This is a genomic window from Winogradskyella psychrotolerans RS-3, assembly GCF_000427335.1.
Classification (GTDB): domain Bacteria; phylum Bacteroidota; class Bacteroidia; order Flavobacteriales; family Flavobacteriaceae; genus Winogradskyella; species Winogradskyella psychrotolerans.
The window spans coordinates 1-23,749 of sequence record NZ_ATMR01000019.1 but is presented as its reverse complement, the minus strand read 5'-3'; the positions used below and the strand labels follow the sequence as shown (position 1 = coordinate 23,749).

Sequence of the window (23,749 nt, the reverse complement as noted above, 5' to 3'; positions counted from 1 at the left end):
TTTTGAAGCAAGTCTTTCAATTGGGTTTTATACTTACATTAGAGTATCAGGAGTTGTCATTATTACTGTCGGTGTCGTTTTAATTTTTAAGCAAATCCAAAAGGAGCTATTAAGTATTAAACAACTTATGGAATAGATAATGGTCTAAAAACGTATTCAAAATGATTACTTAAGAATTCAATTAAAAACATATTATATTTCTTACAAAAAATATCTTTTAATCTGATTACTATAACCTTAAAAGGTGTTATTTCATTATTTTTTCTATATTGCCACCCCAAACCTTAACCTACATTAAAAATGAATCTACTAAGAAAGGCGTCCTACGTCAGTGCCTTAGCTATTGTCTTTTCGTTCACTTATCAGTGCTCGAGTTCAAAAGTCGAAACCTCTCAATTTGAATCATCCACAACGTTTAAAGTTGAACCTATTGTTTTTCAAGAATGGTATGCTGGCCTTAAAGTTGGAGGTACTGGAATAAATGTTTTTGTACCTGTGGTAAATAAAAGTGATGATATTGTAATTGATAGTATTTACTTTAGAAATCTAAAAGGTAAACTCGTTCAAAAAAACGATAAATATGTTGCCATACTAAAAAGCAATTCGCCAAATTACACCTTTACAATTGCCGAAAAATCGAATGATTATCCTTTTGATTTATCGCAATCTGAGTGTGCAATTAGTTTTATAGAAAACGGAGAAACAAAATACTACAAAACTACTAATCTTAACGAAGTTGCTGGTACATATTACGAAAACGGCCCACCTTCTATAAACGACGCTACGTCTTCAACTGTTGTTGCCTTTACAGAAGAAGACAAGGAGTAAACGCTATTTAGAATATATATAAAAGTCTTACTGATTAAGTAAGACTTTTTTTATGGTCAAAAGTTGAAGTAACATCCTACACTTTATTACTATCTTGATGCGTTGTAGTAATCACGTATGTAAATAGATAATCTTTTGATAATATTTCAATACTTTTGAGCCAAATTAACACGATTAAATTGAGCGGATTCAAATCACTTTTTAAACAAACATTTATTTATGGCTTAGCGACTGTGCTACCTAGAATGTTGAGTTTTATTTTAGTGCCACTTTATACCGATCCCGCAGTGCTTTCTGTTGAAGAATATGGTCGTATATCCTTTATATTCGCATATTTCGTATTGTTTAATGTGGTTTTAGCCTATGGCATGGAAACTGCATTTTTTAGATTTTTTAATAAAGAAGACAATCAAGACAAAGTAACAAGCACCTCTGCCATTTCATTAATACTTAGCTCGTTTGCGTTACTAGGAATTGCTTTTTTGTTTAGAAATCAGATTTCAACACTCATCAATATAGAACTTAAGTATCTCAATTTAGTTTTTATCATTTTACTTTTAGATGCTTTAGTCATCATTCCATTTGCTTGGTTACGGGCCACTGCCAGACCTATGCGCTACGCAATTCTTAAGATATTAAACGTGGCGGTTAATTTAGGCCTGAATGTTTTCTTATTACTGTATTTAAAAGATTTAGCAGAAGGTAATTCTGTTTTAGATCAAATTTATAAACCAGATTTTGAAATCAGTTACATCTTTATTTCTAACTTAATTGCAAGTGGATTAACGCTTGTGTTATTACTTCCTTTCTACACTAAAATCAAGCTGACGTTTGATGCCGTTTTATGGAAAAAAATGATGCGTTATGCTATGCCTGTGTTGATTGCAGGAATTGCATATTCAGTCAATGAAACCTTTGATCGTATTTTGTTAGAAAAATTATTACCAGCTGATATTGCGGATGCTCAAGTTGGAATGTACTCAGCCTGTTACAAGCTAGCCTTATTTATGACCTTGTTTGCTACAGCTTTTCGTTTAGGGATAGAACCTTACTTTTTTAGCCATTCTAAAACAGAAAATCCGCAAAAAAACTATGCTAAAATTTTAGAGTACTTTGTGGCTTTTGGTTCTGTGATTCTACTAACCGTTGTTGTTTTTGCAGATGTTATAAAACCATATATTATTAGAAGTGAAGCCTATTATGAAGCCATGTGGATTGTACCTTTTATACTCTTAGCTAACTTTTGTTTAGGGATCTATCACAACCTTTCAGTATGGTATAAAATTACAGATCGGACTAAGTATGGTGCTTATATTTCCATAGTTGGAGCGATTACAACCTTGGCATTAAATTATGTGTTAATTCCTATTATTGGTTTTAAGGGTTCAGCTATAGCAACACTTTCAGCCTATTTAATAATGATGTTGTTGTCCTTTTACTATGGAAGAAAATTCTATCCAATTCCTTATAACCTTAAGAAGATAGTCCTGTATTTTGGACTATCCACAATGTTTTCTATGTTGTACTTCTATATTTTTAGAGGGAATTATTTTATAGGAATTGGTGCATTAATCGTATTTTTAAGCCTTGTTTTTCAGCTTGAAAGAAAGGAATTGACACTTTTATTAAAAAGAAATTAATTTGTTATCTATAGAACGAATACACTATACTTCATGAAAATTAAAATAATCAACAAGTCAAATCACGATTTACCACATTACGAAACTATTGCATCTGCTGGTATGGATTTACGGGCTAACATATCTGAATCTAGAATTTTAAAACCGCTAGAACGCAGTATTGTTGGTACGGGTTTATTCATAGAATTACCTGTGGGTATTGAAGCGCAAGTAAGACCAAGAAGTGGGTTAGCTGCAAAACAAGGCATAACTGTTTTAAATGCACCAGGAACAATAGATGCCGATTATAGAGGGGAAATAGGTGTAATTTTAGTCAACCTCTCAAACGAAAATTTTACAATTAACAGTGGTGAACGTATCGCACAATTAGTTATTGCAAAACACGAACGTGCCGAATGGGTAGATTCTATTGAATTGTCTGATACCGATAGAGGAGAAGGTGGTTTTGGAAGTACGGGAGTCAGGTGACCAATTCCTGCGTACGCAGGAATCTCAAAGTAAAAAAGCATGGACCATTGGTATGTTTACATAATGAGTAATAGAAGAGATGGTGTGTTATACATTGGAGTAACTAATAATATTGAAGAAAGAGTAAAAGAGCATAAGTTAAAAGTTTACCCTAAATCATTTACTGCAAAATATAATTGTGATAAATTGATGTATTTTGAAGAGTTTGAAGATGGAAAAGAAGCAGAAAAACGAGAAAGACAATTCAAAAGGTGGAAAAGAGTTTGGAAAATTGAATTAATAGAAGAAATGAACCCTAGTTGGTCGGATATAAGTACTAACTGGAACCTGAATTGTAATAAACTAAGGAAATATTAAAAAGATTCCTGTTTTCACTGGAATTATGTTTAACCACAAAAAGATACCTGCTTTCGCAGGCATATGATATGAAAATAATAGTACCAATGGCAGGCCGAGGATCTCGCCTAAGACCACATAGTTTAACCGTACCAAAACCACTTATTCCAGTTGCAGGTCAACCCATCGTACATCGTTTAGTTAAAGATATCGCTAAAGTTTTAAAGCAACCTATTGAAGAAATTGGTTTCGTTCTTGGTGATCCAGCATTTTTTGGAGATGATGTGGTAGATAGTTTAACAGAACTTGCTGAAGGTTTAGGTGCCAAAGCATCCATTTACAGACAAGATCAACCCTTAGGAACTGGTCATGCTATAATGAGTGCTAAACCTTCATTATCTGGTCCTGCTGTGATTGCTTATGCAGATACGTTGATTAGAGCGGAGTTTGATTTAGATCCAACAGCAGATAGTGTTATTTGGACAAAGTGTGTTGCAAATCCTGAAGCCTACGGAGTTGTAAAACTAAATGACGACCAAAACATTGTTGAATTGGTTGAGAAACCTGAAACCTTTGTAAGTGATCAAGCTGTGATAGGTATTTATTATTTTAAAGACGTTGCGTTGTTAAAAGATAAACTACAAGAAGTATTAGATGAAAACGTTATGAATGGTGGAGAATACCAAATTAATGATGGTATTAAACGCATGATGGCAGATGGAAGAATCTTTAAAACAGGAACCGTTGACGAGTGGATGGATTGCGGTAACAAAGCAGTGACTTTAGAAACTAATGCTAGAATGTTAGGCTTTTTAAAAGCAGATAACGAAGAACAATTAATTGATGATTCTGTGGTTTTAGAAAACTCAAAAATTATTGAGCCTTGTTATATCGGAAAAGGAACCGTTTTGAGAAATACAACTGTTGGACCTCATGTATCAATCGGAAAAGATTGTGTTATTGAAAACTCAACCGTTAAAAATAGCTTAATACAAAACCAAACGACTATTAAAAACGCTAATTTAGACGAAGCTATGATTGGTAACCACGTTAAATACAATGGTGAGTTTACTAAGATTAGTATTGGTGATTATACTATAATTGAGTAAAATTCCTGCGTAGGCAGGAAATCGAAGATTCAGCGAAGCTAATCTCATGATTTTTAGTTCAAATTTTGTTTTGAACCTTATTTTTGGAATAACTTTTGAAAGCTATCTAATAAATCAAGCAATCATGTATATCGTATTATACAACATCATAATAAAACCCAATCAAGAAGACAACTTTATTGAAGCTTGGAAAGGGTTAACAACATTGATTTACAAATACGAAGGAAGTTTAGGATCAAGATTGCACAAAAAAGATCCACTAAACTTCTTTGCTTATGCACAATGGCCTGATAAAAATACGTTTGATACTACTGGTGCCAATTTACCAGAAGAAGCCAATCATTTTAGAGATACAATGAAGGCGTCTTGTGAAAAATTTGAGGTGTTAGATAAATTTGAAATGATTGAAGACTTGTTAAAGCAAGAACAAAGTGAATAAAAAAAGATTTTGATATTGATTTTTCTCTTCGGAATGATAATCGTTCCGCAGACTACCTATGCCCAAGTCGATTTTAATAAGCGACCAGATGATGATTTGGGGAATGTAGAAGACGAATTTCAAGAGCATTTCTTTGAAGCCTTAAAACAAAAAGGCATTGAAAATTATGATCGTGCTGTAGAGGCGCTTCAAAAATGTTTGAATCTCGATAGCAAAAAACCAGTTATTTATTTTGAACTCGGTAAAAACTATAATAAGCTTAAAAACTTTGGAGCTGCTGAAGAGAATTTAAAAAAAGCTATAAGCATGCAGCCAGATAATGTTTGGTTTTTAGATGAGCTTTACGATGTGTATTTTCAGCAAGATGATATTAAGAATGCTTTAAAAACTATAAAGCAATTGGTGAAATATCATCCGGATTATAAAGAAGATTTGGCAGCGCTTTATGTAAGAGAAGAAAAGTACAAACTCGCTTTGGATTTATTGGACGAGTTAGATGCGGAATATGGGTTGAGTGAATCTAGAGACGGGATGCGAAATGATATTTATAGTATCACAGGTAATGCCGATGATCGCATAGAAAACTTAGAACAACGTATTGTCAACAATCCTAGTAATGAAGATAATCACTTAAAGCTGATTTATAGATACAGCCAAACTGGAGATCAAAAAAAAGCTTATAAGGCGGCTCAGAATTTATTGAAAGTTAAGCCAGATTCTAAGTTTGTGCATTTGGCGTTGTATAAGTTTTATCTTCAAGATGAAAAGGTGGATGATGCTATCAGTTCTGTGAAGACCGTTTTAACAAGTCCAGAAATAAATGCAGACGCTAAGGCTAAAGTTCTTAAGGATTTTGTGGCCTTTGTAGCTAGTAACCCTGAGTACGAAACGGTTCTTATTGATATTACATCGCTTATAGACGGCAACAAAGATGCACAAACGCATAGCGATTTAGGACAATACTATTTAAAGGCAGGAGACAAAGCCAAGGCGTTATCAAACTTTAAAGAAGCTTTAAAACAAAGCTCTAATGACTTCAAATTAATTAAGGACGTATTACTGCTTCAACTAGATATAAAGGATTATAATGCGGTTATTGTCGATAGCGAACGTGCTTTAGAATTATATCCTGCACAGCCAATTTTATATTTAGTAAATGCTGTTGCTAATAACAATCTGAGCGAACCTAAAAAAGCTATTGATCATTTAGAAATGGGATTAGATTATTTAATTGACAATCCTAATATGGAAGCCGATTTTTATTCTGAACTAAGTATTGCCTACAAAGCCCTAAATAATATTAGCAAATCTGAAGCGTTTGCTAAAAAGGCAAAAGCCTTAAAACTGTAATAGTCAATGAAAGTATTTCAATTAGATATCAACCCAAAAGTTACAATCACGGCTATATTTTTCGTCTTAGCTTTTAGTTGTAATTCTGCCAAAAGCGTAATAGCCTCAGGTGTGGCTAGCGATAAGCTTTCGGCTAAGCAAGTGATAAAACAGCACAAAAAGAGCGATGCTGATTTTAAAACCATGAATGCTAGGGTTAAAATAGAATTAACACAAGGTGCTAGTGAGCAAGGTTATACGTTTAGCTTTAGAATGGAAAAAGACAAAGTGATTTGGTTGAGTGCTCCAATTGGTATGGCACGTATGATGATTACTCCAGATAAAGTAAGATTCTACAATAAATTAGATAACGAATATTTTGACGGAGACTATAAACTACTAAGTGATGTTGTTGGCATAGATCTCGATTTTATGAAAGTGCAAAACATCCTTTTAGGTCAAGCGATTAATGATCTTAATGACGCACCTCACCAAGTTTTTGTTAATAATAATTCTTATGCTGTTAGTCCAAAAGATCAGAATGCATTGATAGAGTTATTTTATTTAATTAATCCTTCACATTTTAAGATGGATAGTTTACAAATGCAACAAATTCTAAAAAAACGAATGCTTCAAGTAGATTATGCATCGTATCAGGAAGTGAAGAAACAAATTATACCAGAAAACATAAGTATTATAGCGGTTGAAGGTGCAGACCAAATTGCTATAACTATGGAATTTAAATCGGTATCTTTGAATGATGAAGTGCGTTTCCCGTTTAATATTCCTTCAGGATATAAAGAGATTGTTATAAAATAAGACATTAGACCGCTTCGCTTTCGGAACAAAGTATCAAGACTAGATTTTGACTTTATGAGAAGCAGATCAAATTAAATGAGAAGTAAAGTTTTTTTGTAAAAACATGAAAATAATAAAATGAATTACCGTTTTTGTATCACTTTAATTATAGGACTTTTAATGTCTTGCGTTTCGTTATTCGCGCAAAGCGACAGACAAAAAGAGTTAGAGGCTCAGCGTCAGCAAAAGTTGAGGGAGATTAAGCAAATTAATGCGTTATTATTTACCAAAAAGAAAGAGGAAAAATCTGCAATTACACTTATTGAAGATATCAATTATAAGGTAAACGTTAGAAAAAACTTAATCAGAATTACTAACGAACAAGCCAATTTATTGACTCGAGAAATCAATACGAATCAACAAGAAATTACAAGTCTAAGAACCCAGTTGCAAGAATTAAAGGATGACTATTCTGCAATGGTTGTAAAATCGTATAAAAGTAAATCGGAACAAAGCAAGGTGATGTTTTTGTTGTCTTCAAGCAATTTTCAACAAGCTTATAAAAGACTGCAATATATTAGGCAATACCGCGAATACCAAAAAGAGCAAGGTGAAGCGATAAAGACAAAAACAAAAGAATTACAAGACTTAAATATTCAGTTGTCTAAGCAGAAAGAGAATAAGAAAAATCTAATTGAAGAAAACCGAATTGCTAAACGCGAATTAGAAGATGAGTTAAAGCAGCGCGAAGTTTTAATGGCTTCCATTAAGTCTGATATGGGCAAATTTGCATCTCAGATTAAACAAAAGAAGCAGGAAGCCGATAAATTGGATAAAGAAATCAATCGCATTATTAGAGAAACAATAGCAGCTGCTAATAAAAAATCAGGAACAACATCATCTAAAGGTAAATTTGTATTAACGCCTGAAGCAAAGTTATTGTCATCAAATTTTGAATCTAATAGAGGAAAATTAGGTTGGCCAGTATCTAGGGGAGTTGTTAAAGTAAAGTATGGAAAACAACGGTCATTAGTAGATAATACAGTAACACAAAACTATAAGAGTATTTATATTGCAACAGAAGAAAGATCGGATGTTAAATCTGTTTTTAGTGGCGAGGTTTCAAGGATTTTAGTAATTAAAAATGGAAATCCAGCAGTATTTATTAGACATGGTATTTATTTTAGTGTTTACATGAACTTATCACAGGTTAATGTCAAGGCGGGAGATAAAGTTGTTGCAGGTCAAGTTATAGGGAAAGTATTTACTAATAAAATAAAAGGAGAATCGTTATTAGGTTTTAGAATCTATAAAAATGATCAGGTAATGAACCCAGAACCTTGGTTAGTTAAATTTTAGGTTATAATAAGAGGGTTAAAACAGTATTGTTTTTAACCAGTCAAAGATTATCACTAGAATAATAAAGAATACGATTACTCAAAAAGTGCCTTTAGTTCAGTAGCATCAGCAGGTTTCATTTTTCCAGCTAGTACCAAACTTAATTGTTTACGACGTAGAGCGGCATCAAAACGTTGTATTTCTAATTCAGTTTCAGGAACCAGCTCAGGCACTTTTACAGGTCGCCCGGTTTCATCTACAGCAACAAAGGTGTAAATAGCCTCATTAGCTTTAACACGGTCACCAGACTCTCTGTCTTCAATCCAAACATCCATGTACACTTCCATAGAAGATGAAAATGCACGTGATACTTTAGCTTCAATCATTACCACACTTCCTAAAGGAACAGCTCTGTTAAATGCGACGTGATTTACGGAAGCTGTCACTACAATACGTCTAGAGTGTCGTCTTGCAGAAATACTAGCTGCTCTATCCATACGTGCTAATAGTTCACCACCAAAAAGGTTATTGAGAGGGTTAGTTTCGCTTGGTAATACCAAATCGGTACTAATGGTTTTAGACTGAAATGCGGTTCTAGATAGCATAGAATATTAAAATTTGTGCAAAGATAGAGCGATTTTAGGATGCAGGAGTATTATTATAAGTAAAAAGTAAAAGTAAAAAGTGAAAAGTGAAAAGTGAAAAGTGAAAAGTGAAAAGTGAAAAGTGAAAAGTGAAAAGTGAAAAGTGAAAAGTGAAAAAAGGCTCGGCGAAAAATAAGGATAGATTAAACTATTAAAATTTCTATAGAAAGTCTGTCTAATTATTTCTATGTGAATCTCCGCGCAAACTCCGTGAGTCTCTGTGTAATAATAATTAACGCTAAACTATACGCAAGCATTAGTAAAACATGAATCTTAAAAGTCTATTTAAGGTTCTTAATCAACAACCACGCATCACGGTTGTGCTCACTACGAATATTATAAAGTTCATTTTGTGCTTCAGCTCTTGTTTCAAAACTACCATAGACAACTTCATGCAAACCATAACGATTCGTACCAATTTGACGGGCTTTAAAACCTTGCGCTCTTAATTGATTTACTTTCTTTTCAGAATTAGCTTCCACTCTAAAAGCACCAGCAACAATATGGTAATTACCGCTTTGCTTTTCTAAAGATAATGTAGCAGCAGGTAATGGGTTGCTGATTATAAAAGTCGCTTCTTGCACTTTAGCATCGAGTTGCTCATTGGCTTGCTCTTGTGCTAATTGATTGTGATCCTCAATAGAAGAATTGTAATAATTTGCAGCACCAAAACCACCTAAACCTAAGAAGATAACAGCGGCGGCGGCATATTTTAACCAATTACGATTAGAACGTTTTTCTGGCGTTAATGTAATAGGCGCAGTTTCTTCAATAACTTCAACGGTTTCTTTATAAACTTCGCGCGTAACGTCCGAAGATGAAAAGTGAGATAAGCCAAAGGAATCCGTAAGATAATTGATATGACGAGATGGGTCAAACTGAATTTTACCATCAGCATTTAATGCCAATTCTCCTATGTTTTTGAGTTCAATAGTTTCACCTTCAGTTAAATAGGATTTAATAGACTTTATCTGCTTAGAGATTTTATTTAAAGCTGTGCCATACGGTATCTTTTCAACCTCAGCAATATAATTAGCTAATAAGCCATCGTTTTGCTGCAGTTGCTCATTAAAAGACAAAGCTTTTTTTGGAGGATAAAATGTATGTGTGGATTCGTGTATTTTTGCCGAAACACGACGTGTTAAAAAGGCTCCAAATTCTGGAACAGTAACACAATCGTAACGGTATAAAAGGTCGCTAATGTAAGTCTCTAACTGCATATGAAGGCAAAGTTAAAAATTTTTGTTTCTGAATGAAATTAAGTGTGGTTTAGTTATTAACATCAAAATAAAAATTTTTCTATGTATTTGATTTTCTTGGAATTCACAATGCATTTTTTTACGAAATAATGCGGTCTTTTTTTAATAAAATTTATTCAGTAGTCTACCATGTACTTTTCATTTCAGATGGTTTTAAGGTCATTCAGAATTAAATAATTATATTCGTATAAAGCTCATTAATTTTCTGAAGTATTTAGTATTCAATGACAGATCAACAACTTATCTACGCTTTAGCCTTGCAACACGTACCCAAAATAGGTGCAACAACGGCCAAGAAACTTATTAATCATTGCGGATCTGCTGAAGCAGTTTTAAAAGAAAAGAAATCGAAAATTTTAAAAATTGATGGTATCGGTACGATTACGATTCAAGGACTTTTTGATAAAACCCATTTCGAACAAGCCGAACAGGAGTTGAAATTTATTAAGGACAACAACGTCGTTACTCATTATTTTACTGAAGATAGCTATCCCGAACGTTTAAAACATTGTATTGATGGTCCTATTGTATTATTTCAATCTGGGAATATTAATTTGAAAGATCAACGTATTATAAGTATTGTTGGAGCTCGTAAAATAACGACTAGTGGAATTGCCTTTTGTGAAAAGTTTGTAGAAGCGATGTCTCCATTTAATCCTATAATTGTTTCTGGTTTTGCATACGGAACGGATATTACAGCTCAAAAGGCTGCTGTAAAACATAATTTGCAAACTATTGGATGTTTAGCTCATGGTCTCAATCAGATTTATCCAAAAGTGCACAAAAAGTACGTTGCGGATATAGAAAACCACGGAGGCTTTTATACCGATTTCTGGAGTACAGATGTATTTGATAGAAACAATTTTTTAAAACGAAACCGAATTATTGCAGGTTTAAGCGAAGCTACAATCGTCATAGAATCTGCAGAAAAAGGTGGGAGTTTGGTTACGGCTGATATAGCGAATTCTTATAACAGAGAAGTCTTTGCCGTACCAGGAAGAACCACAGACAGTCAAAGTGTGGGTTGTAATAATCTCATTAAATTTCAGAAAGCACATTTATTATCTAATCCATTAGATGTACCTTATATATTGAATTGGGAATTAGACTCGGATAAAAAGCCAGCGGTACAACAGCAGCTCTTTGTAGAATTAGAACCCGATGAGAAAATTATTTATAATTTTCTAAAAGAGAATAACAAAACAATGTTAGATGTTATTGCCTTAAGATGTGAAATGCCAACCTACAAATTAGCAGGACTACTGCTTAATATGGAATTGAAAGGAGTCATTAGGCCTTTACCTGGAAAGTTATTTGAAGCCATTTAGTTTTGGTGAAACTTTATTGGTAACAGAATTTGAAGGTATAGATTATACTGCCACTAACTATTTTTTTTGGTGGTCTATGTTATATCCACAAGTTTAAAGAAAGACGTTTTAACCCCATTCATTATTTATAAATTTCTTCCTTTTATCGCTGATAAAATTATTATCCATTTCCATTATTAAATTCGTTATTATTGCTGTAAATTGCCATAAAATTACTGTTTGTCGAATTTTAAATACATTTTATCGTGTTTTTATTTTTTTAATTCAAGTTTATTTTATAATATTCGCCTTCCCTCCAAGAATATTTGTCTTCCCTCAAAGAAATACGTTAAATAATAGGGTTTCATCAAATTAGATTTTTTAGTGAAACTTAATAATTATAAAACCTATGAAGTTACAATCTACACGTCTTTCAGAGCATTTTGGTGTATTACAGTTTTTTGTATTGGCCATATTTCTGATATTACCATGTACAGTAATAGCAAGGATTGTTGATAATGTATTTCCCACATAAGTTATAACTAGTAATACTATAGTGTTGCGTAAAGAGAACGCTCTACTAAAAAAAATTAAATAATCTAAAAATAACTATTAAATTAAAGGCTAAAAAACGTATTTTTTTAATCATAAAACACACCGATTGTGTGAGTTACAATGTTAAATAGTGCACTTGAAAGGAAATTACCTACACATCAACTAATATTTTTTGTGTATCCCTTAGACTGCATCATTTTTGCAGTGTTAAACCCAAATTTACACTGAATTGATATTTATCACTAGGCTTAGTCTTGATGTTAATGTCAGTTCAAAAGAATTATAATAAAATAACCTATGACTACAATTTTATCTTTCGTCTCATCTAAAAAAGTAATGACTACGTTTTTACTTTTGTTAAGTATGTCTTTTTACGCACAAATAGTTGTTACTGATGTTTTTCCAACAAGAGTAACACAGAGCAGTATTGTTACTATTACCGGTGGTAGTGGATTTACAAATGCAACAACCGTCTCTGTCACAAGTATTACTACAGGCTCGGTTAATGAAACTCCAGATGGTACAGAATTAAGTTTTGAAATAACTAGGGGCTCTACAGTAGATGCTTCAGGTACATTAAAAATAGGTACACAAATAGTTTACAAAGGTTCATATGATCCAGCGAATCCTGATGTTAACAAAGTTACAATTGATTATGTAGGTGCTAAATTGAAAAAAAATAATAGTACGAGTGGAGATCAGTCTTTTACACATGTAACAGACATTATTACGAACTGGAACTACGATAGTCAAGGGTTTTGGAGATTTTCTACAGATTATACTTATGGTACTTCTAGTACTTATCCAAATGATAGCCATGAATTATTGGCTATTAAATATAATGGAGTTTATTATTCTACGGGAGTAGATGACGAGCTGCTTGATGCTATAAGTGGACTTACTTACAGTAAGGAAGTTTTTAAAGCCTACTCGACCAATGGAATTACGGGAACTATTAATAATGGAGCTAATTTTATAGCAACAGGTGATCTGGTTGACGGTGTTGTTGGGGAAGGTACTACTATTACATCACCTAACATTTCCGATTTAACCGTTTTTCAAGTAATGATTGATGGAGTTAATGGTTTAGATTTAGGCACAGGAGTTACCAATTATAATCAATCAGCCTCTATTCGTTTTTTTAGTGGAAACGGGCAAGTTGGTGCTATTAGTGATAATGTACCAGATTTATTAATCACGCAAATAGCTGACTCTGGGAGTTGGGATACCTATTATTACGCAGATGATAGAGGAAATGTGATAGGGACACCTATAAAATTGTATATGGATAATAGTACTAACAATTTAGGTAGGTGGGCTCTAGATTTATACTCACTTCCTAGTGGTGCGGATATTAATACCGCAAACCCTCAATCTAGAACATTTAGAAATAATGAAACTAGGTTAATTAAAATTGTTGCTTTTAATTTAGAAGATTTTGATATCTCTAGTACAAATATTGGTTCAGTAAAGAATATAAATTCTGTTGCTGGTGGAGCGGCAGATATGGCGTTTATTGCCTATAATCAATCTGCTTTTGATATTAAAGCGCCTATAGCAAGACCAATCTTACCTCGTTTTGTTTGTAAAGCGGATGGGACTACAAGTGTAACTTTTAGTGTTGAGGCTGGTATAGATGATGGGGCAGGAGGTATAACAAATCCACCTCCCGGAGATGATACTTTGAAATTAAAGTATAAATGGAAAAAATATAATTCAGATACAGGAGTTACAACTGAAGATTTTCAGATTGTAGGAGTAGTATCTACAGATTTAGCGACGTATAAAATAGAAATATCTAATGAGAATGGAGGTACTATAATATTACCAGTTACCTTAAGTGAAGGAGGTACGCCTTATTATTGGAATGGAACAGCTTGGAGTTCGCCGTATGGTGCAGTAGAAGAGAAAGAAAGAGGTTTGGTTTATACAGGTAATTATACAACTCAATCAGAAGATTTTTTAGTAGGATGTGATTGTCGAGTAACTTCAGGGTCTAATGTAATTATTCCTGAAGGTAAAACAATGTTAATTTATAATGAAATTACAGTAGAGCCAGAAATCTTAGAAAAGACAGAAACTGTTGATGGAAATGTGGTTATTATTGTTGAGGGTGTTGATGCTGGTACCTTTACTTTAGAAGACGATGCTAGTCTAGTACAAATTAATGACGTAGTAAATAGCGGAGAAATTAAAGTAAAACGAGCATTGAATGCAAGTGAAATTAACCAATATGATTATGTGTATTGGGCATCTCCCGTAGCAAATTTTAATATCTCAGGAATTTCCAACACACCAACATACCAATGGGATGTTGATGCCGTAAGTAATGATACGGGTGTAGGAAATTGGGTGTCTGCGGCTAGTTCTATGATGACTCCAGGAGAAGGTTATATTGTTAGAGTGGCTAATAGTCAATTAAGTGGTTTTACAACAGAATTTTATGGAGAACCAAATAATGGACCGTTTAGTGTTGACGTTTTTAAATCAACGGGTAATTATCATGATAGTAGTTGGAATTTGATAGGTAATCCTTATCCTTCAGCAATAGATGCAGAAACCTTTTTAACTGCTAATACAAATCTTGAGGGACGTGTAGATATATGGACTCATGATACAGGTCTGTTTGATGTTACAGGTGCAGTCGATCCATTTTACGATAATTTTGGAGTGAATTACGGGGACCAATATATTACCTATAACGCGATAGGCTCTTCTGAACCGTCTACATTTACTGATGGATATATTGCGTCAGGGCAGGCCTTTTTTGTAAGAGTTGATGACGAGGCACTAAGTTCAACGTCCTCCGTGAATTTCACCAATGCAATGCGTCATGATGGTGCTGAAAAGGGATATGATAATTCAGATTTTTACAGAAGTAGTTCTGAACAAGCTGGAACTCAAGAAAAGCAATTAGTATGGCTGAGCTTAGCAAATGAAGATAATCATGCTATGAGTACATTAATCGGTTATGCGGAAGGTGCTACTGAAGGAAAAGACAGACTGTACGATGCCTATACTAATAATGAAGGCTTTAATTTATATTCTCTAATTACAGAGGACGAAAAATTAGTCATCCAAGGATTGCCATTACCATTTGTAGATACAAACACAGTGCCTTTAGGTGTTGAGTTAACAGAAAGCGGTATTTATACTATTGCTATTGGTAATGTAAAAGGAAGCTTATTTGTAGATCAAGAACAAGGTATATATTTGGAAGATACCTATACAAATGTAACTCATGATTTAAGAAGAGCACCTTATAGTTTTACAGGAGAAGCAGGTGAATTTAACGATCGTTTTGTTTTAAGATATACACCATCTATAACGCTTTCTGTAAATGAGAATTCTGCGGCAACGACATTTGCTTATGTTAGTAATGCGATGTTTCATGTAAAGTCTAATAGTAACTTAGACTCTATTGAAATCTTTGATATGAATGGTAAACAAATTATAAACTACACTATAGAAGGCCATACAAATTCATTCGATACACAATTTGCATTCGCAAATGGTATTTATATCGCTGCCATAAAACTAGATAATGGCAGTGTGATAACTAAAAAGCTAATTAATTAATAGTTACAAACTCATTTAATTTTTCACAACAATTTTAACCTTTAAGGCATATTAGTCTATCAACTAACATGCTTTATAACCAAACCTTAATGTATGAACTCAAAAATTACTTTAAACTTTAAAATGCTTAAATCCATAAAGTTGACGGCTTTACTAGTGCTATTAACCGTATCAAATGGCTTAATAGCACAAACAGAACTTGTATCTCAAGTTTTTCCAACACGGATTACAACAAATTCTCAAATTACAGTATTAGGTACTGGGTTTACAGAAAGTACATCAGTTAGTATAAGTGGTATAAGTATTAATAATGCGAGTATTACTTTAGTTAGTGATACGGAAATGACTTTTAAAATTTCACATTCAGGATCAGTTGATACTTCGGGTGAACTTATGTTAGCCGGTACTGCAACAGGGCAAAACATGGAATACATAAGTCCTACTCCAAAAACTTTAAGAAATGGTACGGAGAGTAACGTAACTAAAATAACTGAAATCTTTACAACTTATAATGGGTTTTGGAGATCATCACAATGGAAAGCAGATCCTACCAATAATAGTTTAAAACCAAATACAAGTCACGATGTATTGGCTTTTACTTATAATGGAGTAACCTATTCTACAGGTGTTAACGATCAATTACTTACAGATAATGGTGTTGCGTTTAGTTCACAGTTATTTTATGCTTATACCACTAATGGTGTTGACGGTATAACACACCCCAACAATTATTTAGCCATGGCAGATATGATTGATGGACAAGCAGGAGAAGGAGCAGCAATAACATCTCCAGAAATTAGTGGAACTACCGTGTTTGACGCTATTACTGATGGTGTAAACGGTTTAGATATTGGAACTGGTATTACCAACTTTAATGCTACTGCTGATGTTGAGTTTTTTAGTAGTGGAGGGCAATTAGGAGCTTTAGAAGATGATATCCCAGATTTCTTAATTTCACAGATTGCTGCAGCGGGTAGTACAGATATTTATTATTATGCAGATGCTGACAAAAATGTTGTAGGGAGACCTATAAAAATAACCATTACAGAAGAAACTGATAATGATGGAGATGCATTATTAGCAAAATGGAGATTAGACTTATATAGCTTTTTACCTGGTGTTAATTACGGAATTGCGACACCTACAATAAGATCATTTTCTAATAATGAGGAAAGACCATTACGTATGGTAGCCTTTAAATTTGAAGATTTTCAAATTGATGATACTAATATTATTGATATCAACAACATAAATATGGTTGCTGGTGGTACTGCCGATCTTGCTTTTCTTGCCTATAATAGAGGGTCTTTTGATATAAAAACACCTGTAGTTACAGAATATCCATTAGCGAGATATGTATGTAATTTACCAAGTGACTCTAGTATTACATTCTCTGCCGTTGCAGAAGTTTCTGGTAACGCTACTGGTGCGCCAGAAGAAACATTATCTTACCAATGGTCTAAATACAATGAACCAATTCTTGGTGCTAATAGTAGTACTTACACTATTCCTGGTAACATAGATGCAGAAAGCTTAGGAAGCTATAAATTAAGAGTAACAAATGCTTTTGGATCTGTTGTAGTTCCTGTAAGCTTATCAATTGGTGGGACTCCTGTATATTGGAATGGTTCTGAATGGCAATTACCTTTAGTTTATGAAAATGCAGGGATCGTAGTTGAGCCGAAAGATAGAGGTTTAGTGTTTTCTTCTAATTACAATAGCTCTGGTGATATAGAAGGTTGTGATTGTTTAGTGCCTGCAGGTAGTAATGTAACCATCGATTCAGGATCTACACTTAAACTTTATGGTGAAGTCACAGTAGAATCTGGTGCGTCATTAACGTTTGAAGATGGTGCGAGTTTAATTCAAACTAAGATCGTAACAAGTAACGAAAATAGCGGGTCAATTAAAGTGAAACGTAATGTTATAGATTTACACGACAATGATTATGTATTGTGGTCGTCACCTGTAGCTAATTTTGATGTATCTAATGTTACAGCTCCGCATGCAACTAATGCTTTTAATTGGAGCGTAAATACAGCTAATACCAATGGTGTTACTGGTGATTGGACGCTTACAAGTGGCACAATGAGCGCTGGTTTAGGCTATGCTGTTAATGTACCAACTGAATTTGTTTCAACCGGATTTACTGCTAGTTTTGTAGGAAAACCTAATAATGGGGATATTTCTGTAGATGTTTTTAAATCAACAGGAAATCAGCCTAATGTTGAAGCTAGACATAGAAACCTTATTGGAAACCCGTATCCTTCTGCAATTAGTGCGGATCAGTTATTAGCAGATAACACGTTATTAGAAGGTAATGTAAAACTATGGGCGCATAACACAGCAATCCCAAATACGACAACTCCTTTAACGAGTTCTGCTTACCAAGATTTGAATTACAACTATGGCGAGCAGTATGTAAGTTATAACCTTACAGGAGCGAATCCTCCAGAAAGTACAAATGGTTTTATTGGTTCTGGACAAGGATTTTTTGTGCAGGTTGATGAGAGTGCTACTGAAGGTTCAGTAACGTTTACAAACGCTATGCGTTCTAATGATGCTGATGTAGCACATGATAATTCTGAATTTTACAGAGGAACAAATGATGCTCAAGATTTAGAAAAGCACCTCGTGTGGTTAAGTTTAATTGATGCTACAGATGTTTCAGCAAGTACTTTAGTTGGTTATGTAGATGGAGCCACTTTAGGAAAAGATAGACTTTTTGATGCTTATTCTGATGACAACGCAATGCGTATCTATTCTGTAGTTAATAATGAAGAAATGGTTATTCAAGGTCGTCCTTTACCATTTGAAAATGCTGATGTAGTGCCTTTAGGAGTTGAATTACCAGAAAATGGTATTTTTAAAATTGCTATTGGTGATTTAGATGGTAGTGTATTTGCGGATACTAGTGTAGGTATTTATCTTGAAGATACGGTTTTAAATACGGAGCATGATTTAAGAACATCTCCATATGCTTTCTCTGGAGTACAAGGGAAAATTAATGATAGATTTAACTTGCGTTATATAATGTCTTTATCAATTGATGACAATGAAATGTCTAACACTTTTGCTTACGTAAAAGATGGTACATTAAATGTAAGATCTGGTACTGTAATTAAAGACGTTAAAGTATATGATATCAACGGAAGACAAGTAATTTCTTATGCGTCTAACAGTCAGAATAATACGTTGAGTGAAAGCTTCCAGTTTTCTAAAGGAGTTTATTTAGCAACGATTACTTTAGAAGGTAATGTTACTGTAACTAAGAAAATTATTAATTAAGGATTAATTCACTTAATTGTTGAACTAAAAAGACCTCTATTTAAATAATAGAGGTCTTTTTTATTTTGAAATTTTTTAAAAAGTAGAACGAATTAATACCCCACTTTTTCTCTAACACGTTTTAAAACAGCATCAGCAACAAGCTTAGCTTTTGCGGCACCTTTAGCTAAAGCGCTATCAACTTCTTCAAGATTATTCATATAATAAGTGTAACGTTCTCTTTGTTCAGCAAAACGTTCTATAACCAATTCATATAAGGCTTGTTTAGCGTGACCATAACCATAATTTCCACCTTCGTAATTGGCTTTCATTTCTGCAATTTGAGCATTAGAAGCTAATAAACTATAAACTGCAAAGCAGTTACAAGTTGCCCAATCTTTTGGTTCTTCGAGAGGTGTGCTGTCAGTTTCAATCGACATTATTTTTTTACGCAGTTGTTTTTCAGGTAAAAAAATATTGATAAAATTACCACGACTCTTGCTCATTTTTTCACCATCGGTTCCAGGAATTAGCATGCCGTTCTCTTGTACTTTTCCTTCAGGTAATACAAAAGTTTCACCCATTTTAGCATGAAAACGAGACGCCACATCACGTGTCATTTCAATATGTTGTAATTGATCTTTTCCAACCGGAATAATTTCAGCATCATACAATAAGATATCTGCAGCCATTAACATTGGGTAGGTAAACAATCCAGAATTTACATCTTCTAAGCGGTCTGCCTTATCTTTAAACCCATGCGCTAATGTGAGACGTTGGTAGGGAAAGAAACAACTTAAATACCAAGAGAGTTCTGTGACTTGTGGAATATCACTTTGTCTATAAAACACTGTTTTTTCAATATCTAATCCAAAAGCGAGCCAAGTTGCAGCAACAGAGTAGGTGTGGTTTCTTAATTCATCTGCATCTTTAATCTGAGTTAATGTGTGCATATTCGCAATGAATAAATACGATTCATTATCACTTTTTTCAGATAGTTCAATTGCAGGCATAATTGCGCCTAAAATATTTCCTAAATGTGGTGTGCCTGTACTTTGTACTCCTGTTAGTATTCTTGCCATAACATGACCTGCGAAAGCAGGTATCTCTTTAAATTAAACTTAAATATAAGCAAAGGTAAATTTTTTAGTAGAACTATAAGAAGTCATTCTGAACTCATTTATATTTTTTGTGTTTAAGCGAAAATTAGAAATTTTAAAGTTAAATGAAGAGTTTTTTGGATTGCATAGCATCGCTACGGAATTATAAAAAAGACAAAATATAATTTTAAAAAAAACAATTTTTTAGCAAATAGAAAAAGTATAAATGAGTTCTTAATTTAATTAACTAGTTTTGGTGCTATGGCATTTTTTAAATATCCATTCTGGCTTTTATATCGTATTTGGTTCTACATTTTGGTAGCGATTCCGATTATTATAATGTTTCCTTTGTTAATTATTTCTATTTCTAGAGAGGAATGGTATCCGTATTTTTTTAAGTTAGCGCGCATTTGGTCTAAATTTATTTTGATAGGCATGGGCTTTGGATATAAAATTACAAGAGAAGAAACACCTGATCCTGATAAAAGTTACATGTTTGTGGCCAATCATACTTCTATGGCAGATATTATGCTAATGTTGGTAACTGTTAAAAACCCATTTGTGTTTGTAGGGAAACAAGAATTGGCAAAAATTCCACTATTTGGATTCTTTTATAAGCGTACCTGTATATTAGTTGATAGAAGTAGTTCTAAAAGTAGGCAAGCTGTATTTTTAAGAGCACAACGACGTTTAAAACAAGGTGTAAGTATTTGTATTTTTCCTGAAGGAGGAGTGCCAGATGAGCATATTTTGTTAGATGAATTTAAAGATGGAGCGTTTCGTTTAGCAATTAATCACCAAATACCGATAGTGCCAATTACATTCTACGATAATAAAAAACGTTTTTCTTATACTTTTTTTAGTGGTAGTCCTGGTAAAATGCGAGCAAAAGTACATCAGTTTATACCAACAAATGGTTTAGCTACGGTAGATACTAAAGGGTTAAATGATAAAGCACGAACGTTAATTTGGGATGAATTAATGACGAGTCAAATCACAAAAAAAAGCCACTCTAACCAAGAGTAGCTTTTGTCATCATTGCTTTTTCATAGCGTATTACTAGCAATAACCTTACTTAAATTAACCTAAAACTTAAAACTTAATCCTGTATACACTCCAATAAAGAAAGGTTTAAAATCTCCTGTTGTATTATTGAAGGTATTTATTTGATACTTAAATGTGGGTTCAAGATTTATATTCCATTGTCTTGAAAGACTGTAATCCATACCTAAACCAAAATTGGCACTAAAACTCGTATCATTAATATTGTTGGCTTCTCCAATTGAAGTTGTGCTTCCGTTGATATCGGCATAAATTTCATTTTCACTTAAAAAGAATGTACTAAATCCGCCTATAACATTAATTCCAAATTTTGTATCTAATAATCTATATTCTAATTCTAAAGGAATTTCTATAAAGCCAAAGCGCTGATCTATTTCCCCTGTAATTTGAGTGTTGAATAATTCTGGTGTAGAAGACATGTTCAACGATTTAGAACTCATAAGAGATACCTGCTGCTCGTCTGAACTAAAAGAGATATTACTAAAAGAAGCATCAACACCTCTAGAGGCTGTTTCTGCACCTACAAAAGCAAAGACATCTGAGGTTGTTTGATTAAGGTTAACACGATTAACACCAGCTCTAATTTTTAGTTTTTTAGACACCGCATAACTACCAGCAATACCATAGCTCATATTAACCTCAGAGCTTTTGCTATTTTCATTAAACTGCTTGTCTAAAGAAGAACCTTTACCAAAGGAATTAAAATAAACAGGCGCAACATTTGGTGCAATGCTCCACCTGCTTCGTTCATCTTCTTTTTCTTCTTCATCTATAGTTTCGTTGTTTTCTGCAATAGCATTTTCAATGGTTTGTAGCTCTGGGTTTTCAATTATTAAATTCTCAGGTTCAATGCCATTTGTTTTATTAGTTTCTAAAATAGACGTCTGAGACTCTAGTTTAGGCCTTGTGTTTTCTGCTACAATAGTTTTAGTATCTTCAATACTCTTTTTAATAGCAGATTTTTGTTCCGCTTCAGATGCCAATTGTGTTTTGGTATCCGTCTTTAAATTAGAGTCAGATGTTTTTGTTTGATTTGCAACGCGTACATCATCAGTCTTATCAATAATAGTTGATGTTTTGTTTTGCTTCTGAGTCGTATTTGCTTTGTTCTTATTAGGGCTATTAGCAACAGCATTCGATTTTTGATTCGAATTTTTAGGAGTTGTTAATTGATTTGAAGGATTCGCTTTGTGAGACGTTTCATTTTCAGTATCGTTTACTTTTGATTTTTGTTCAGAGTCTAAATTAGAATCAACAATCTTGGTATTTTGGTCTTTTACTGTTTTAAGATTATTCTGATTTTTAAGTGGTGAAGAATAAGAGTTTTCTTTTTCTGATTCGTTATCTACACCTTCCGTATTTACAATAGGGAGTTCTTTAAAATTAGTTTCGTCTGAACTAAAAACAGTAACACCAACAGTGAACAATAGCGCAATAGCTGCTGCTACTCCACCAATCTGCCACCAAAGTGCAATGACTCTACGCTTTTTCTTTTTATTAGGAAGACTTTCGCTTACACGATCCCAAAGGGCATCATTAGGTGCCACTTCAAAGTCTTTAAACTTTTCTTGAAAAAGCCGATCTATGTTTTTTTTATCACTCATTCTTATAAACTCTGCGAATTTGACTTCGCGTTGTAAGTTTCTATCTTTTGTTTTAAAATCAATCTTGCTCGTGCTAAATTAGATTTTGAGGTACCTGTCGAAATTTGAATCAATTCACTAATTTCAACATGAGAATAGCCATCTAAAACATATAAATTGAATACTAATCTATATCTGTCTGGTAATTCTTGAATGATTTTTAATAAAAAATCAATACTCACATTATCATCATTGATATCTACAGAAACATCTTCAATATTGCCTTCGTTAACAATATCATATACGCCAACATCTTCTCTGTAGCGTTGCAATGCCGTGTTAATTGCAATGCGTTTTAGCCAACCTTCAAAAGAACCTTTATTATTATACTGCTGTATTTTATTAAAAATAGTTAAAAATGCATCATGCAGATTATCTTCTGCTTCTGCATAATTTTTAGAGTACTTAAGACAAAGCGAAAATAATTTACTTGCATATTGCTTGTATAATTGGCTTTGAGCTTGTGCATCTTGTTTAATGCAATTTTCTATGAGCTTGTCTAAACTCACATTAGTTAAGGGATTAGTTAATAATTAGTCTAACTGGGTGCTAGTAGAAGTGGGTCTTTCAGTGAGAACAGGCACCTCTACCAAATAATAGAGATCTTCTCCTTCCTCATCTACTCCCTGGTAAAATTTAAATAAATATGTTTCGTTTGCTCTGGTTTCAAAATTTAAAGTTACAGTAACCGATTCTTCTTCTTCAACACAAGAATTATCTGAGTAAACAGAATTAATTATAGCTACAACCCGTTCATTTTCATTAATATCGTAAAAAAAATTATAAAATTGGTAACAGGTAGAAGGGCGATTGTAAGTTATTAGAATTTCATAACGTTCACCAAAGACAAAATAATCTGGTATTTCAACACTTTCTATTGGTATAATTTCTGTGCCAATATAATTAGTGTCATCATCAAGACTACAAGACGTAAACGCTGAGATAAAAATAAAGACTAAAAGGGCATATCTTTTCATAATTAAAAATAATCAATTTCACCTTGTAGATGTGAAAAACGCAAAAGGGTTGCGTCTAAAACCAAAAAAAT

At 33.3% G+C, this 23,749-nt stretch carries 19 protein-coding genes; 13 read left to right on the top strand and 6 right to left on the bottom strand.

The window, feature by feature from the left end; genetic code table 11:
* Positions 1-300: 300 nt before the first annotated feature.
* From ADIWIN_RS01660 to ADIWIN_RS01620, 9 genes are all read left to right on the top strand, one after another.
* On the top strand, positions 301-828 hold the full coding sequence (locus tag ADIWIN_RS01660) for a hypothetical protein (RefSeq protein ID WP_040756242.1): 528 nt from the start codon (positions 301-303) through the stop codon (positions 826-828).
* Positions 829-1,007: 179 nt separating this feature from the next.
* Positions 1,008-2,468, top strand: a complete 1,461-nt coding sequence (locus tag ADIWIN_RS01655; RefSeq protein ID WP_020896343.1) for an oligosaccharide flippase family protein — start codon at positions 1,008-1,010, stop codon at positions 2,466-2,468.
* Positions 2,469-2,501: 33 nt separating this feature from the next.
* Positions 2,502-2,936: a dUTP diphosphatase gene (dut, locus tag ADIWIN_RS01650; RefSeq protein WP_020896342.1), complete on the top strand. Its 435-nt coding sequence runs from the start codon at positions 2,502-2,504 to the stop codon at positions 2,934-2,936.
* Positions 2,937-2,975: 39 nt separating this feature from the next.
* Positions 2,976-3,293: a GIY-YIG nuclease family protein gene (locus ADIWIN_RS01645; RefSeq protein WP_040756241.1), complete on the top strand. Its 318-nt coding sequence runs from the start codon at positions 2,976-2,978 to the stop codon at positions 3,291-3,293.
* A gap of 68 nt (positions 3,294-3,361) precedes the next feature.
* Entirely contained in the window at positions 3,362-4,381 is a 1,020-nt protein-coding gene (locus ADIWIN_RS01640) for a sugar phosphate nucleotidyltransferase (protein ID WP_040756240.1), read from the top strand.
* Positions 4,382-4,505: 124 nt separating this feature from the next.
* Positions 4,506-4,820 carry an antibiotic biosynthesis monooxygenase family protein gene (locus tag ADIWIN_RS19290; RefSeq protein ID WP_020896339.1) on the top strand — a complete coding sequence of 105 codons (315 nt, stop codon included), beginning with the start codon at positions 4,506-4,508 and terminating at the stop codon, positions 4,818-4,820.
* A gap of 15 nt (positions 4,821-4,835) precedes the next feature.
* On the top strand, positions 4,836-6,170 hold the full coding sequence (locus ADIWIN_RS01630) for a tetratricopeptide repeat protein (RefSeq protein WP_235046957.1): 1,335 nt from the start codon (positions 4,836-4,838) through the stop codon (positions 6,168-6,170).
* A 6-nt stretch (positions 6,171-6,176) separates the two neighbouring features.
* Entirely contained in the window at positions 6,177-6,968 is a 792-nt protein-coding gene (gene lolB1, locus ADIWIN_RS01625; RefSeq protein WP_020896337.1) for a lipoprotein insertase outer membrane protein LolB1, read from the top strand.
* Between the two features lie 117 nt (positions 6,969-7,085).
* A complete protein-coding gene (locus tag ADIWIN_RS01620) occupies positions 7,086-8,306 on the top strand; it encodes a murein hydrolase activator EnvC family protein (protein ID WP_040756238.1) in 1,221 nt (406 codons plus the stop codon).
* 74 nt (positions 8,307-8,380) lie between these two features.
* Here the strand turns inward: ADIWIN_RS01620 and ADIWIN_RS01615 are convergent, their stop codons facing one another.
* Positions 8,381-8,890: an acyl-CoA thioesterase gene (locus ADIWIN_RS01615; RefSeq protein WP_020896335.1), complete on the bottom strand. Its 510-nt coding sequence runs from the start codon at positions 8,888-8,890 to the stop codon at positions 8,381-8,383.
* A 320-nt stretch (positions 8,891-9,210) separates the two neighbouring features.
* Positions 9,211-10,149, bottom strand: coding sequence for an HU domain-containing protein (locus tag ADIWIN_RS01610; RefSeq protein ID WP_020896334.1), 939 nt, complete (start codon positions 10,147-10,149; stop codon positions 9,211-9,213).
* 263 nt (positions 10,150-10,412) lie between these two features.
* On the opposite strand from ADIWIN_RS01610, the gene dprA reads away from it, so the two are divergent.
* From dprA to ADIWIN_RS01595, 3 genes are all read left to right on the top strand, one after another.
* Positions 10,413-11,516 carry a DNA-processing protein DprA gene (gene dprA, locus ADIWIN_RS01605; protein ID WP_020896333.1) on the top strand — a complete coding sequence of 368 codons (1,104 nt, stop codon included), beginning with the start codon at positions 10,413-10,415 and terminating at the stop codon, positions 11,514-11,516.
* Between the two features lie 831 nt (positions 11,517-12,347).
* On the top strand, positions 12,348-15,629 hold the full coding sequence (locus ADIWIN_RS01600) for a RemA C-terminal-like gliding motility protein (RefSeq protein ID WP_020896332.1): 3,282 nt from the start codon (positions 12,348-12,350) through the stop codon (positions 15,627-15,629).
* 93 nt (positions 15,630-15,722) lie between these two features.
* Positions 15,723-18,917 (top strand): RemA C-terminal-like gliding motility protein, encoded by a 3,195-nt coding sequence (locus ADIWIN_RS01595; RefSeq protein ID WP_040756236.1) that lies wholly within the window; start codon positions 15,723-15,725, stop codon positions 18,915-18,917.
* Positions 18,918-19,009: 92 nt separating this feature from the next.
* Here ADIWIN_RS01595 and trpS read toward each other — a convergent pair whose 3' ends face one another.
* Positions 19,010-19,978, bottom strand: a complete 969-nt coding sequence (gene trpS / locus ADIWIN_RS01590; protein WP_020896330.1) for a tryptophan--tRNA ligase — start codon at positions 19,976-19,978, stop codon at positions 19,010-19,012.
* 279 nt (positions 19,979-20,257) lie between these two features.
* Here trpS and ADIWIN_RS01585 point away from each other — a divergent pair, with 279 nt between their 5' ends.
* Positions 20,258-21,022, top strand: coding sequence for a lysophospholipid acyltransferase family protein (locus ADIWIN_RS01585; protein ID WP_020896329.1), 765 nt, complete (start codon positions 20,258-20,260; stop codon positions 21,020-21,022).
* Between the two features lie 59 nt (positions 21,023-21,081).
* Here the strand turns inward: ADIWIN_RS01585 and ADIWIN_RS01580 are convergent, their stop codons facing one another.
* From ADIWIN_RS01580 to ADIWIN_RS01570, 3 genes are read right to left on the bottom strand one after another with little or no spacing between them, the layout of a single operon-like run.
* Positions 21,082-22,662 (bottom strand): putative outer membrane beta-barrel protein, encoded by a 1,581-nt coding sequence (locus ADIWIN_RS01580; RefSeq protein ID WP_020896328.1) that lies wholly within the window; start codon positions 22,660-22,662, stop codon positions 21,082-21,084.
* 2 nt (positions 22,663-22,664) lie between these two features.
* Entirely contained in the window at positions 22,665-23,210 is a 546-nt protein-coding gene (locus ADIWIN_RS01575; protein ID WP_020896327.1) for an RNA polymerase sigma factor, read from the bottom strand.
* 24 nt (positions 23,211-23,234) lie between these two features.
* Positions 23,235-23,678 (bottom strand): hypothetical protein, encoded by a 444-nt coding sequence (locus ADIWIN_RS01570; protein WP_020896326.1) that lies wholly within the window; start codon positions 23,676-23,678, stop codon positions 23,235-23,237.
* Positions 23,679-23,749 lie beyond the last annotated feature (71 nt).